Raw genomic sequence first — 15,108 nt, 5'->3', positions numbered from 1 at the left:
CCGAGCCGGATTGTCCACACTCCACATTCGAGGCCTACCGTAGAGGTATGACTGCGCTCTATCGGACCGAGGCGATCAACCGCGACGGCGGCGACGGCGAGAGCCGGGTGCTGGGCGGTCTGACGGTCCGCGTCTCCTCTCCCCTGGCCGCGGACTTCGACCCCGCGGCATCCAACCCCGAGCAGCTGCTCGCGCTCGCCTGGGTCACCTGCCTCAACGCGACGGCGCAGGCCGTGGTCACAGGGGCGCGGAGGACCGCGGTGCGCGCCGAGGTGGAGCTGCATCCCGCGGACGCGGGCGGATACGAGTTCAGGGTCGACGCCTACCTGTCCGTCGAGGGCGTGGACGAGGCCGAGACCGCCCGCGTGCTCGAGGCCTCGCACGCCCGCTGCCCGGTCTCCCGCCTGCTGCGCGGCGCTGCGACGGCGCACGTGCACGCCGAGGCGTACCGCGCCGTCTGACTCAGATCGAGACCCTGGCGGGCGGTGGCGCGTTCTTCGCCGCCTCCCAGCGCTTGGCGACGCCCGTGCTCAGCCGCGACCACGTGCGATCCCTGATGAAGATCGAGTCGATCGCGATCATCGTCAGCGAGAACCATGGCAGACCCATCAGGACGGCGATGCCGATGTGGAACGACAGGATGCCGACGAGGCCCACCAGGCGCGTGGGGCGGGTGAGCAGCATGAGCGGGAAGGCGACCTGCAGGAGGATCGATCCCCAGCTGAGCAGCACGACGCCGGGCCCCCAGGAGGTGAACAGCTCGCTGAGCACCGGCCAGGTGCCGAATCGCGCGGTGTGCAAGGGGTTGTACACCGCGTAGCCCTCCGCCCACGGGTCGCCGCCCGCCTTGAAGAGGGCTCCGGATGCGTAGACGAAGCAGACCTGCGCCGTCAGCGCGACGAGAGCCAGGTTGTGCAGCACCGTCCCGATCTGCGAGAACGATCCGCCCGGCGTGAACCATTCGCCGCTCTTCGCCCGCCGGCGGGCGTCGATCGACCAGCGCGCGGCGGGGTCGGCGAAGAACAGCAGCAGCAGGGCGATGCGGAACATGTTGTCGCCCTGGTCGCCGACCATGTCGTTCGCCTCGATGAAGCCGACCCACATGCAGAAGAAGATCGGATGCACGATGCGGAAGCGCCATCCGATCGTGAAGAGGACGGCCAGAACGCCCAGCAGCGCGTAGAGCAGCGTGTACAGCGCAGCATTGCCCATGACGGCGTGGAAGGCGCTGAAGAACCAGATCTTCGAGAAATCGCTGACGGGCTCGGCGAGCTCGCCGTTCCAGGCCGAGCCGGGGCCGAAGGTGTACAGCCTCGTGCCGAAGTTCGCGGCGAGCAGCCCGATCGCGGTGAGCCCGAACAGGATGCGTGTGACGGCGAGGCCGTAGAGCGCCTTCTTCCCGCCGAAGAGCCATCCCTCGACGAAGGAGGAGATGCGGTCGATCGCCGAGAGCACCATGGCCCAGAAGCCGGCGATCATGGACCCGGCGAAGGTCAGCAGACGGGAGAGGAACGAGGCCCGGGCCGCCTGAGCCTCCGGAGCGCCGGTCCCGGATGGTGCCGGCGCGGTCTCTGCCGTCCTGTCGTCGACCGCGCTCACTTCTGGTTCCTCTCGAACTGGGCGAGGAAGACGTCCCGGAAGGCCTCTCGGCTCTGTCCCTCCTCCTCGATCGGAAGCCGCCAGCCCGTGGTGGAGAAGGTCGGCTCAGGGCGCTGGGCGTCTGGATCGTTCCGCTCGGCGAAGGGCACGACGTTCTGCCGGCTGACACGGTATTGGACCTTGACGACGTCGTCGCCCCAGATGGCGTAGGCGACCTGCGTCGCGTATGCGGTGGAGAGGTGCTCCTCCGCCATGTACGCCGCTGTGGACGGGCCCTCGCCCTCGAGGTTGTCGAAGGAGCGCTCCATCCAGGCCTCCCCGTCGCCCTCGTCGAAGTCGAGCGCGACGACGGCCTGCTGATCGGCGTTCAGCTTGTTGTAGGCGTTCATCTGACCGCTGGCGACCTCGCTGGACTGCACGCCGGCGCGGGGCGGGAAGAGGTTGTACCGGATCATCGACAGCTCGACGTCGGTCGCGCTGACCCATCCGGTCTCGACCTCCTCGCCGTCGACCTCGATGACCGCGCGGACGTTGAAGTGGTAGTCGCCGTTGATCGGCTCAGGGGCGAAGACGCTCCAGGACTGGCCGAACATCGGGATCATGTACGCGGTCAGGGCGTCCTGCGTGGGAACCTCCCGCAGCGCCGAGTACGGCGCGATCCACAGGAAGGAGGCGAAGACGTGCCAGAGGGTCAGCAGGCAGGCTGCCACGGCGATCAGCCGGACCCACCAGGTGGGCTTGGGTCTCACCGCAACGACGGCAGCTGCGGCTAGGGTGATCTCCTGGTTCTCAGGCGACTCGGGCTTCGTCTTCATGCACGGTCCTTCTCATGACGGAAGGTCGGGGCCGCCTCCTGGGAGACGGCCCCGACCTCTCTTACTGCGTCCTTACTGCGTCCTGTTTCACTCCGCGGCCGCGGTCACCCGACGCGAGCGGGCCACCAGAGCCGTCCCGACGCCGAGCACCAGGAGGAGGACGCCGAGGGCGATCCATCCCATCGGTGCGTCGGAGCCGGTGCCGGCGAGGCCCGCCGCGACGACCTGGAACGGCCCGCTGACCGCGCCGGAGGTCGCACCGGTGAGGATCACCTGGTGCGCACCCAGCTCGGTGCCGGCCGGGATCGTCCAGGTGAACGTCACCGTGCCCTCGTCGTCGGCGACCTGCGTGCCGAGCGCCAGCGGAGTGGAGTGCATGACACCCGTGACGACCTCGCCCGGCTCGAAGCCGGTGCCGATCGCGGTCTGCGACTCGCCGCGTTCCAGCGTCGGGTGCTTGACCGTGATGCCGAGCTCGCCGTCCGCGTCCGCATCCGCATCGGCAGAGGTGGATGCCGTGGCCTCGGCGGACGGGTCCGCCGCAGCCTCCGCGTCGGCGTCAGCCGCAGCCGTGGCCGAAGCCGTGGCGGAGGAGGTCGCCGTCGCAGCGGCGGCAGCCGAGGCGTTCGGGTTGGCGTCCGCCGCGGCCGAGGCCGTGGCGTTGGTGTCGGAGGAGTTGTCCGCCTGTGCCGCGGCCTGCGCTGCGACAGCGGCAGAGGCGTTGGCGTCCGTGGTCGCGTCGGTCGAAGCCGTGGTCGAGGCATCCGCCGTCGCCGCGACCGCAGCAGCGGCCTCCGCGTCAGGGTCCGCCGCAGCCGAAGCCGTCGAGGAAGCGTCCGCCAGAGCCGCCGCGATAGCAGCAGCCTGCGCAGCCACGTTGTTGTCCGGATCCGCCGTCGCAGAAGCCGACGCCGAAGCCGAAGCGTTCGTGTTCACCTCAGCATCCGCATCAGCGTCCGCATCCGCCGCCGCAGCAGCCGAAGCATCCGCCGACGACGTCGCAACAGCAGCAGCCTGCGAAGAAGCCGCCGGGTTCGCGTCCGCCGCGGCCGAAGCCGAGGCATTCGTGTCATCCGAGGCATCCGCCTGCGCCGCGGCCTGCGCCGCGACAGCAGCCGAGGCGTTGGCGTCGGTGGTCGCATCAGCAGAGACGGCAGCCGAAGCATCCGGCGTCGCCGCGGACTCCGCCGCAGCCTCCGCATCCGGGTCCGCCGCAGCCGAAGCCGACGACGTCGCATCCGCCAGAGCCGCAGCGACCGCCGCAGCCTGCGCCGCCACGTTGTTGTCCGGATCCGCCGTCGCCGAAGCCGACGCCGAAGCCGAGGCATTCGTGTTCACCTCAGCATCCGCCGCAGCCGTGGCCGAGGCGTCCTGCGAGGAGGTCGCGATCGCCGCGACGGAGGCCGAGGCCGCCGGGTTGGCATCCGCGGCCGAGGTGGCATCCGCCTGCGTGGTCGACGAGTTGTCCGCCTGCGCTGCGGCCTGCGCCGCGACAGCAGCCGAGGCGTTGGCGTCGGTGGTCGCATCAGCAGAGACGGCAGCCGAAGCATCCGGCGTCGCCGCGGACTCCGCCGCAGCCTCCGCATCCGGGTCCGCCGCAGCCGAAGCCGACGACGTCGCATCCGCCAGAGCCGCAGCGACAGCCGCAGCCTGAGCCGCCACGTTGTTGTCCGGATCCGCCGTCGCCGAAGCCGACGCCGAAGCCGAGGCATTCGTGTTCACCTCAGCATCCGCATCAGCGTCAGCGTCCGCCGCAGCTGCGGTGGAGGCGTCGGCCGAGGAGGTCGCGACAGCCGCAGCCTGCGCCGACGAGGCGGGCGTGGCGTCCGCGGCCGACGAGGCCTCAGCGGCCGTGTCGTCCGAGGCGTCCGCCAGCGCGGCGGCCTGCGCTGCGACGGCTGCCGAGGAGGTGGCATCCGTCGTCGCGTCGGAGGTCGCTGCCGTGGAGGCGTCAGCGGTGGCGGCGACCTCGGCCGCAGCCTCAGCGCTCGCATCCGCCGCAGCCGAGGCCGTGGTCGATGCGTCCGCGAGAGCCGCAGCCTGCGCCGCGACCTGAGCCGAGGCGTTGCTGTCGTCGTCCGCCGTGGCCGAGGCGGAGGCCGAGGCCGCCGCGTTCGTGTTCACCTCGGCATCGCCCTCGTCGTCGACGACGACGCTCACGTCCACCGTGTCCGTGGACCCGCCCGTCTGCGAGGCGGTGATGGTGTGGTCGCCCACCGGAACGTCCGGGAAGGTCACCGTCCAGGTGCCGTCCTCCTCGACAACGGTCTCCTGATCCTCGAGGCCGGGGATCGAGACCGTCACCGTGGCTCCGGGCTCACCGGTTCCGGAGACGTCGACCGAGGCCGTGTCGTCCTCACCCGGAACGGTGAACTCGTCCCCGTCCGCGGGAGACGTGATCGCCACGTCAGCGGCTTCCTCCGCAACGGCGCGAACCGTCGCAGAGGCGAGGGAGATCTCCAGCAGCGGCGTGCCCAGAGCGGGCAGCAGCGTCAGCTGGAGGGCGCGCTCGGTGAACGAGCCCTCGTCGTAGCCATCGGCGTCGACGAAGTCGCCGGGCGTCTCCTGCACGTTCGCGGTCAGGGACAGCAGATTGTTCGTGACGAGCCCGAACAGCGGCTGGAGCAGCGCGTTGGCGGTCTCGACGATCGGACGGAAAAGCGTGTCCAGCGTCCCCTCATCCGTGATCGCCTCCGCGAGCGGAGTCACGAGCGCGGGCAGCGCCGTGTTGGTCACGAAGGTGAGGATCGGCGAGAGGAGATCCCCCACCGGCAGTCCGATGATCGTCGTGCCGTCCGTGCTCGTCGTCGGCGGCGTCGAGCCGGGCACGCCGATGAAGCCGCCGAGAGTGCCGGAGAGCTCGACGTTCACTGCTCCCACCTGGGCGAACAGGAGGTTGATCTCACCGGTGATCGCGATGTTGACATCGGCCGCGTTCAGCGCGTCCGTCACCGCCTCGACCAGCAGGGCGGGAATCTGGTCCAGCGTCGATCCGATGGCGCCGTCGAGCGCTGCCTGGACGAGGTCGGGGTCGAGCAGCTCGGTGTTCGCCGGCAGGCCGTTCAGCGTGCCGTCGTAATCGCCGCCCTGGGTGTCCGCGACGAGGCGGGCCAGGTCGACGCTCACGGTTCCGGTCGACAGGTCGATCGTGAGGACGCTGTCTTCCGAGGTGAGCGGCTCTGCGAGCAGCGACTCGACGGCGGCCTCCAGGTCGACGTCGACCGTCGCCGTCACGCCGAGGTCATCGATGGATCCGACGCCGAGGAGCACCGTGTTGAGGGTGTCGGCGAGTCCATCGAGCAGCGGGTCGATCGTGCTCTCGATCACGCCGCCCTCGCCGACGAGGTCGTTGATCGGGTCGGAGACCTGGTCGAGCACGCCGACGAGGCTCGTCGAGAGCCCCGCGATCGTCGGGCTGGTGAGAAGAAGGGTTCCGTTGGCGATCTGGTAGTCGCCGACCGGCTCTCCGTCCTCGTCATACGTCGCGAGCGCGGAGATCGCACCGAGCTCGAGCCGCGCGTCGTCCAGCAGGGCGTCGAGCCCTGCGGCTTCCAGGATCGGGCCGAGGTCGAGGTAGGCGTTCTCGGTCGGGTCGCCGCTGGCCGGAGCGATGCTGCCGTCCGCGAGGACGAGGCCGGCGGAGGCGAGCGGCGGCTCTCCTTCGGCCGTGTTCGCGTACTGGCCGAGGGCGCCGAGCGCGAGGATGCCGTTCTCGCCGAACAGCTGGAGGCCGTCGCCGAGGTCGATGTCCAGGGCGTTCAGGACTCCCACATCGACGGGGTGGTTCACCTCCCCGGGGGAGCTCGGGTCGGCGCTGTACGCACCGCCCAGTTCGGCCAGAGCGTTGAGGTCGAGCGGTCCGGCGCTGCCGGTGATCAGACGACCTTCCGCCTCGGAGTCATCCGTGATCGCAGCCTGAGCGGCGAGCGGTCCGACGATCCCTCCGATGACGACTGCGGCCGCCGTGAGGCCACCGAGCCCTCCTGCAATAGCTCTGCGTCTCCGCAGAGTCCTCCCCTTGCTATTCATTTACTGCCCTCCCGTGATGCGGACTACGTTCGCGTCACAAGACCCTCCCCAGGAGCCGGCAAGTGCCGACAGAGCTCGTGTACCGGTCAGTATTCCGCCATCTGAGGGCATCTGTCCAGCATGTTCCCAGAAACAAGGGGAAACAGAGCGTGAAGACGGGATGGCGGGGAGGACAGGAAAGGTGATGAAAAGAGATGGATGCGACACCTGGCCTCTCCGGACTCTGCGAGCCGCGCGGAAGATTCCGATATCGGATCGTTATGCACGGACGCTTTCCTCGCGCGCCCGTCCCTGACCGCGATCACTCCCCGAGGTCGTCGTCCGTCTTCCATTCGTCGCCGGGCACCCCGTTGAGCTCCTCACGGCCTTCCGGCACGTCGAATCGCTGAGCGGTGAGGTCTCGCGGCAGCAGCGCGAACCCCTGCCAGTGCAGCTCCATCGGCGACTGATCCTCGTCGCGCGGCACGTGATGGAAGCCGATCGCCACCCAGGAGACGACGTCGTCGAGCGTCTCGTCGGCGGATCTCGCCACGAAGTCGTTCACACCGGTGCCGCACCCCCGCAGCCCGTTCCTCGTCGCATACAGCTCGCACTCGTCGGCGTTCGTGAAGGCGACGTCGTATCCGGCATCCGCACCGTGCTCGGTGTCCTCGACGAACGCGAAGGAATCGCTGCGCTCCAGATCGATCTGGTACGAGATCGGATGCCCATCGGCGTTCTGCACCTCCGGTGCGAGCACCCGCCACCAGCGACGATCCACCCACTCCGCCGTGGTCGGGTTCGGCAGCGGGGTCAGCGTGCCCTCCAGGATCGGAGATTCAGGGCCCTCCTCTCCCGTCGGCGAGGCGTCGTACTGCTCGACCGCCATCGCCGACTCGCCGCCGAGAGCCCAGTCCACCCGCCACACCGCATTGTGCGAATGGCTCGCCGCATGATCGTGGTCCCCCTCTCCCACGGCGTGCCCGTGCTCCTCGTCGGTGTAGTCGACGGGCGACAGGTCGCCGGTCGCCCCCAGTCGCACGCGGATCGAGCCGTCGGCGCCGAACACGTACTGCGTGACGTATTCGTACCAGCCCACGCGGGAGACGGTGGAGAGCTGCCATACGGTCTTGCGCTCGACGGCGGGGGCGATCAGATCGCTGGAGTGGTACGCCAGTCCTCCGTCGACGACCTCGGAGCACAGCACCTCGCGATGGCGGATCTCCCCGTAGGTCCCGTCGCCGACGTCCGGGATGTCGGCGGCGAGCCGATCGCCCGCGCAGGACTCCTCTTCCAGGGTCTTCATCTTCGTACCGCCGAATCCGGCGGTGGTGATGTCGCTCGTCAGGCGCTGCCCGCTGTCGTACGGCACTTCGAGCTGAGAGATCGAGATCGTCGAGATGAGGCTGATGGGCGCGGCGTCAGGCGGCGCGATGTGCACGTTCGACAGCACGAGTCCGAGCTGCGGGTCGACCGACCAGCACATCGACCACGTCGCGCCGCTCGAGAGCGTCCTGGCCAGTTCCTGTCCCTCGCCGCAGTCGAGGTCGGCGACGGCCGTGGCCGCAGGGGTCGGCGCAGGGGCGGCATCCGGTTCGGCGACCGTGCAGCCGGCGAGCGCGATCATCGCGCCGATCGTCACCAGCGTCGCGTACCGTGCGCGCGTGCTCATCTCTCTACCCTTCCGTGCGGCCTCGTGCGGACGCAGAGGATGGTGGCGGCCCGACAGGCGGACCGCCACCATCCTTTCCTTCGTTCTACAGCTGGCCGTCCACCACGCCGCGTCGGCGGATGATGAGGGCCGAGGCGCCCAGCGCGATCAGGATGATCGCCAGCGGCAGGGAGGATCCGATGACACCACCCGTCGTCGCCAGACCACCTGTGGCGGCGATCGTCAGGAGAACGGATGCCTCATTGCCCGCGGCATCCGTCGCGATCACCTCGTACACCCCGGGGTCGGTTCCCGCAGGGACCTCCGCCGAGAGGACGAAGCCGCAGCTCTCGCCGACCGTGGTGGCGAGCGCCGATGCGAACACGGCGTCTCCCCCGTCGTCGTACAGCTGCACCTCGACCGTGCTGCCCGCCGCGAATCCGGTGCCCGTCACCGTCACCGTCGATCCCGCCTCGACCGAAGCCGGGGAGACCGTGATGGTCGGATCGGTGCACGCGTCCGTCGCCGCGACGACTGCCAGCGCCGCCTCGAGCTCAGCGCCGGTCTGATCGACCGCCCTGATCGAGTAGGTGCCGGCAGGAGCCGAAGCGGGAACCGGAACCGCGGTCCCGGCGGGAAGCGCGCCGGCGCCGTCTGCGGCGGCGGCCACGGGGTCGCCCACCGGGTCACCGGCGTCGTCGATCAGCTGAAGCGTGACCGCCGAGTTCGCCGTCCAGCCGTCGGAGGTGACCGCGGAGGAGCCGCCGGCCGGAACCGGAGACGCCACCAGCAGTCGCGGAGCGTAGACGGCCACCGGGGCGGATGCCTCGTTGTCGTCCTCGTCCGTACCGACGATGGAGTACACGCCGGCCGTGGCGTCGGCCGGGACCGGGACGCTCGTACCGGCCGGGACGCTGCCGTCGTCGTCCGTCGTCACCTCCACGGGATCGCCGACCGGCTCTCCTGCGGAGTCGACGAGCTGAAGGCTCACCGGCGCAGCCGGACCCCAGCCCTCCGAGACGACGGTCGAGACCCCGCCGGCCGGAACCGGAGACGTCGCCGTCAGCGTCGGCGTGGTGCCCGCCGCCTCGACTTCGATCGGAGCCGAGACCTCGGCGCCGTTCTCATCGGTTCCGACGACCGAGTACTCGCCGGCGGCGGCATCGGCCGGAACGGCGACGGTGGTCGCCGCGGGGATCGCACCCGTGCCGTCCGTCGTCACCTCCGCCGGGTCGCCGACCGGGTCGCCGGCCTCATCCGTCAGCTGCAGCGTGACCACCGAGTTCGGCTGCCAGCCCGACGACGTCACGGTCGTCGCTCCGCCCGCCGTCACCGGCGAGGTCGCAGCGATCGTCGGCGCGTAGATCGACAGCGGGGCGGAAGCCTCGTTGCCCTCCTCGTCCGAACCCTCGATCGTGTAGTCGCCGGCGGCGATGTCAGCGGGAATCGGAACCGAGGTGCCGTCGGGGACGTTGCCGTCCTCATCCGCCACCACGATCACCGGCTCGCCGACAGGGTCGCCGTCGCCGTCGGTCAGCTGAAGCGTGACCTCCGTGCCGGGCGCCCAGCCACCGGACTCGACCTCGGACTCGCCGCCGGCCGGAACCGGAGACGTCGCCGTGAGGGTCGGAGCGCCTTCCGCCACGACCTCGATCGTGTCGGCGGCCTCCGCTCCGTTGGCGTCCGTGCCCACCACTTCGTAGTCGGTTCCGGCCGGAGTGCCGGCGGGAACGACCAGGGTGACCGCGGAGGGGATGGCACCGGTCGCGTCGGCCGTGACCTCCACCGGGGTTCCGACCGTGTCGCCCGCCGCGTCGGTCAGCGTCAGCGTGACCGTCGAATCGGGCAGCCATCCGGACGACGTCACCGTGGTGGCGTCACCGGCGATCACCGGAGAGGTGGCCGAGAGCGTCGGCGCGTAGACCGACAGCGGGGCGGATGCCTCGTTGCCGAACTCGTCCGTCGCCTCGACGGTGTAGTCGCCCGCAGCAGCGTCCGCGGGAACCGGAACCGTCGTGCCCGCAGGGATCGCTCCCGTCGAGTCCGCCTCCACGACCACCGGCTCGCCGACGGGCTCGCCGGCGTCGTCGGTCAGCTGAAGCGTGACCTCGGATCCGGGGACCCATCCGGTCGACTGGATCGTCGACTCGCCGCCGGCCGGAACCGGGGACGTGGCGGAGAACGCCGGAGTGAGGACGGCGGCGGTGACCTCGAGCGGAGCCGAGACCTCCACATCGTTCTCATCCGTCGCGACGACCGTGTAGTCGGCACCGGGCACGGCGGTCAGCGGCACGGGGACCACAGTGCCGTCCGGGATGGCGCCCTCTCCATCGGTGGTCACCTCGACCGGCTCGCCGATCGCGGCTCCGTCGCCGTCGGTGAGCTGAAGGCTCACCTCTGTGGCGGGGATCCAGCCGTCCGACGTCACCGTGGTCTCGCCACCGGCCGGAACCGGGGACGTGGCCTCGATGGTGGGCGCGATCGCCGTCGCGTCGACCGTCACGGGTGCGGTGATCTCCGCTCCGTCGTCATCGGTCGCCACGACCTCGTACTCGCCGGGCTCGGCGTCCGCGGGGATCTCGACGCAGGTGCCGGCGGGAACATCGCCCGCCGTATCCGTCGTCACGACGACCGGGTCGCCGACATCGTTCCCGTCGGCATCCTGGAGCTGCAGCGTCACCGAGGTGCCGGGCAGCCATCCGGAGGACGTGATGTCCGCACAGGAGCCGGGAGCGACAGGAGACTCCGCCTCGAGCGTCGGGGCGTACACCGCGACCGGAGCCGAGACCTCGACACCGTCCTCGTCCGTGGCGACGACCGTATAGGTTCCCGCCGCGGCATCCGCCGGAACCGGGACGGTGGTCCCGGCCGGGAATGCTCCCGTGCCGTCCGTGGTCACCGTCGTCGGCTCGCCGACCGGATCACCGGCCTCGTCGGTCAGCTGGACGTCGACCGACGATCCGGGGGTCCAGCCCTCGGAGGTCACCGTGGTCTCGCCACCGGCCGGAACCGGGGACGTGGCCTCGATCACGGGGTTGATCCCTTCAGCTGTCACCTCGATCACGTCGGATACCGTCGCCGTGCCGTCGGTCGCCTCCACCGCGTAGTCCGCGCCGGGCGCGGTGCCGTCGGGGATCGGGACCGTCGTCCCGGCCGGGATCGCACCCGTGCCGTCGGCGAGAACCGTGACCGGCTCGCCGACCGGCTCACCGGCGCCATCCGTCAGCTGCAGCGTCACCGAAGCATCCGGCAGCCAGCCCGACGAGGTGATCGTCGAGGTTCCTCCGGCCGGGACCGGAGAGGCCGCGTCGATGACCGGCGCGTAGACGGTCACGGTGTCGGATGCCTCATTGCCGTCGAGATCGGTGGCGACGAGCGTGTACTCGCCCGCCACGGCGTCCTCGGGGACGGGAACAGTGGTGCCCGTGGGGACGTCTCCGTCTCCGTCGGTCATCACCGGCACAGGCTCCCCGATGTCGGCTCCGTCGGCGTCCTGCAGCTGCAGGCTCACCTGCGAGCCGGGGATCCAGCCTCCGGAGGTCACCGTGGTCTCGCCGCCGGCCGGAACCGGGGACGTGGCCGTGAGCGTCGGATCGATCACCGCAGCGGTCACCTCGACCGGAGCCGAGGCCTCTGCGCCGTTCTCGTCGGTTCCGACCACGGAGTAGTCCGCGCCGGGGGTCGTGTCCAGCGGGACCGGGATGGTCGTGCCGGCCGGGACCGCGCCCGTGCCGTCCGTCGTCACAGGCACCGCGGGGCCGACGGGGTCGCCGTCGCCGTCCGTGAACTGCAGCTCGATCGGCGAGTCCGGCAGCCAGCCCGTCGAGGTCACCGTGATCTCGTCACCGGCCGGAACCGGGGACGATGCGGTGAGCACCGGCGCGTATACCGCCAGAAGGGCGGAGGCGCTGTTCTCGTCGGCGTCCGTGCCGACCACCGTGTAGCTGCCCGCGGGCGAGCCCTCGGGGATCGGGACGGTGATGCCGGCCGGGATCGCGCCGTCGCCGTCCGTGGTCACGACGACCGGGTCGCCGACAGCGGCGCCGTCAGGATCCTGCAGCTGCAGGCTGACGTCGGAGTCCGGGTTCCAGCCTTCGGATGCGACCGCGGTCTCGCCGCCGGCCGGAACCGGCGACGTGACGGTGAGCACGGGGCTCAAGGCTGCCGCGTCGACGGTCACCGTGTCGCTGACCGTCGCACCGTTCGCATCCGTGCCGGTCACCGTGTACTCGCCCTCGGGCGCGTCATCCGGAACCGGGATGCAGACAGCGGGGAGCACATTGCCGTCGGCATCGGTCACCGCCGCAACGGCGGCGCCCACCTCTGCGTCGTCGGCGTCCGTCAGCTGGAAGGAGACCTCGGAGTCCGGCAGCCAGCCGCCGGAGGTGATCGCCGAGCAGGCGCCCGGTGCGACCGGGGACTGCGCGTCGAGCGTGGGAGCGTAGACCTCGAGCTCCGCCGAGACGCTGTTGCCGTCGAGATCCGTGCCGACCACCGTGTAGTCACCGGCCGGAGCGTCGGACGGAACCGGAACCGTGGTGCCGGTCGGGACGTCGCCGTCGCCGTCCGTCATCGCCAGCTTCGGCTCTCCGACGGGCTCGCCGGCCGGATCCGTCAGCTGCAGGCTGACCTGCGACGCCGGGTTCCAGCCGCCGGAGGTCACCGTGGTCTCACCGCCGGCCGGAGCCGGCGACGTCACCGAGAGCGTCGGGGCGAGCGCGCCGATCTCGACGACCAGGTCGGTCGTGAGCTCCGCGCCGTTGTCGTCCGTGGCCGTGAGGGTGTATTCGCCCTCCGGGGTGCCGGCCGGGATCGGGACGCAGGTGCCCTCCGGGACGGCTCCCGTCGCATCCGTCGTCACCTCCACCGGGTCGCCGATGGCGCCGTCCGGACCGGAGAGCTGGAAGGAGACCTCGGAGTCCGGCAGCCAGTCGCCGGAGGTGATCGCGGCGCAGGCTTCGGGCGCGACCGGCGACGACACGTCGAGCGTCGGCGCGTACACCGTCACATCGGCGCTGAGGGCGTCGCCACCCGCGTTCGAGCCCGTGATCGTGTAGTCACCGGCATCCGCGTCCGCCGGAATCGGGACCAGCGTGCCCTCGGGGAGCGTCCCCGTGGCGTCGGCGGTCACGACGACCGGCTCGCCGACAGGCTCGCCATCGGGTCCGTTCAGCTGCAGGGTGACGTCCTCGTTCGGCTCCCAGCCGCCCGAGGTGATCGTCGACGAACCGCCCGCAGGGACCGGCGACGAGGCCGACAGCGAGGGAGCGGCCAGGAGGCAGGCGTCGACGCGCACGCCGGCATTGCCGACGTTGAACCGCGCGAGCCCTCCCGCGATGCCGAGGCTGAGCGCCGAGACCTCCAGCGCCGACGGCAGGTCGTCGCCACCGCCCGGTGGCGTGCAGGTCTCCGTCACCTGATGGTTCACCTGCACCGAGAAGACGTTCGAGACGATCTCGATAAAGGGGTCGGCGACCGCACGGACCGGCACGGTGATCAGATCGGTCTTGATCAGGGTGAACGCGTCGTAGAGGTACAGCGGGCTGCCCGGCGTGGTGAAGCCGGCGACCACCGGGGCGATCAGCGCCGGAACCGTGCCGACGAAGGCGTTGAGCGTGGCGCACAGCGCGATCCCCGGAAGGCCTCCGGGGCTGCAGGAGTAGTCCGAGACCTGTCCGGCGAGGTTCAGGTCCCAGCCGGCCGTCATCCCGAGCGAGGAGATCTCGAAGTTGAGGTTCACGCTCTCGAGCGACTCGATCGCCGTCTGCACCGCGAGGTCGATGACCTCCTCGATGACGTCGTGCACGCTCGACGCGATGAACGGATACGTCTCGTCGTCGATGAGCTCGGTGTTCGGATCCTGGTTGTTGATGCCCACGGGACGATCGATCACGCCGTCGTCGTTGCCGCCGATGCGGCCGATGTCGATCGTGAGCGTGCCCGCGCCGATGTCGATGGAGGCGAGGCCGTCGTCCGTGGTGATCGGCCCCAGGAGGATGGCGTCCAGCACGTTCTGACGGATGTCGCTCGTCACGGTCGTGTCGATCGTCGCACCGGGGATGAGGGTGCCGAGCGCGAGCACAGGATTGATCGCGTCGACGATGGTCTGCTCCATCATCCCGGCAGCGCTGCTGAAGCCGTCCGCGGCCTGTTCGATGACGGGCGAGTGGATCTCGATCTTCGCGTCGCCGACCCGGTACTGGCCGAGTCCGCCGACGGTGTCGGGGTCCTGGATGATGCCGTCGATCGCCTCGGCCCACGCGCCGCCGAGCCCGAACGAGAAGTCCGCCTGGTCGATCGCGAGGTCCGTGATCCCGTCGACCCCCGCCGCTTCGAAGAGCGAGAGCAGGTCGATCTGCGCGGTTCCGAACTCGGCGTCTGCGCCTTCGAGCGTCAGCCCGCCGTCGCCGCCGGCGATTCCCGAGATGCCCTCGCCGTTCTGGCCGTCCGTCGCCGTGGCCTCGCTGAGCAGCACGCCCGCCTGGCCGAAGTCGATGAACTGATCGAGGGGGATGCTGATCCCGTCCCCGAAGTCGACGATCTCGGTTCCGAGGATCGAGCCGGCGAACGGCGTCGTCTCCGTGCCGGGGTTCGAGATCGACCCCTTGTTCGATTGCGCCAGTCCGAGCACATCGGCTCCGCCGAGAGTCACCTCGGCGATGCTGGCCTCAGCCTCGGTCGGGTCGCCCGGATACGTGTCGAGCCCTGCCGCAGACGCGGCGCTCGACGCGAACAGAACTCCTACGACTCCGAAAGCGACGCCCGAGACGAGCTGCGGCAGCCTTCGCCGCGCTCGTCGATTCGTCCCGTCCGGCACCTTCCCTGCATGTTCACGAGTGAACATTTTCCCTCCTCATCCGAGTAACGATGAGGCGAGCTCCCCCCCAGGAGCCAACTATTTTGTTGACGGGATCTCTCCCTTAGCTGGGAGTCTGGGGGTCGGCTGAGAGGTTCGTCAAGTACCAATTTCCGCGATCGTCCCGTCCCGGACGCGCTCCGCGATCCCGGTCGTCCGCGTCCTCTTCCCGGATTCCT

6 protein-coding genes are annotated in these 15,108 nt (G+C 70.3%); 1 reads left to right on the top strand and 5 read right to left on the bottom strand.

What is annotated here, in order from left to right; all coding sequences use genetic code 11:
* Positions 1–47 precede the first annotated feature (47 nt).
* Positions 48–461 carry an OsmC family protein gene (locus ACYVGQ_RS06905; protein WP_460783826.1) on the top strand — a complete coding sequence of 138 codons (414 nt, stop codon included), beginning with the start codon at positions 48–50 and terminating at the stop codon, positions 459–461.
* A gap of 1 nt (position 462) precedes the next feature.
* On the opposite strand, the gene ACYVGQ_RS06900 is transcribed toward ACYVGQ_RS06905, so the two are convergent.
* The 5 genes from ACYVGQ_RS06900 to ACYVGQ_RS06880 form a co-directional block, all read right to left on the bottom strand.
* A complete protein-coding gene (locus tag ACYVGQ_RS06900) occupies positions 463–1,599 on the bottom strand; it encodes an HTTM domain-containing protein (protein ID WP_460783825.1) in 1,137 nt (378 codons plus the stop codon).
* Complete coding sequence (locus tag ACYVGQ_RS06895; protein WP_460783824.1) at positions 1,596–2,414, bottom strand: DUF5819 family protein; 819 nt, start codon at positions 2,412–2,414, stop codon at positions 1,596–1,598. Before ACYVGQ_RS06895 ends, ACYVGQ_RS06900 begins: the two co-directional genes overlap by 4 nt.
* Before the next feature lie 87 nt (positions 2,415–2,501).
* The gene (locus ACYVGQ_RS06890) at positions 2,502–6,443 is read right to left on the bottom strand and encodes a choice-of-anchor G family protein (protein ID WP_460783823.1); all 3,942 of its coding nucleotides are present in this window, start codon (positions 6,441–6,443) and stop codon (positions 2,502–2,504) included.
* A gap of 301 nt (positions 6,444–6,744) precedes the next feature.
* Positions 6,745–8,094, bottom strand: a complete 1,350-nt coding sequence (locus ACYVGQ_RS06885; protein WP_460783822.1) for a copper amine oxidase — start codon at positions 8,092–8,094, stop codon at positions 6,745–6,747.
* Between the two features lie 85 nt (positions 8,095–8,179).
* Positions 8,180–14,917: a hypothetical protein gene (locus ACYVGQ_RS06880; RefSeq protein WP_460783820.1), complete on the bottom strand. Its 6,738-nt coding sequence runs from the start codon at positions 14,915–14,917 to the stop codon at positions 8,180–8,182.
* Positions 14,918–15,108: the final 191 nt, after the last annotated feature.

The sequence above is a fragment of the Microbacterium tumbae genome, assembly GCF_054780175.1.
This window is presented reverse-complemented; position numbering and strand designations above follow the sequence as displayed.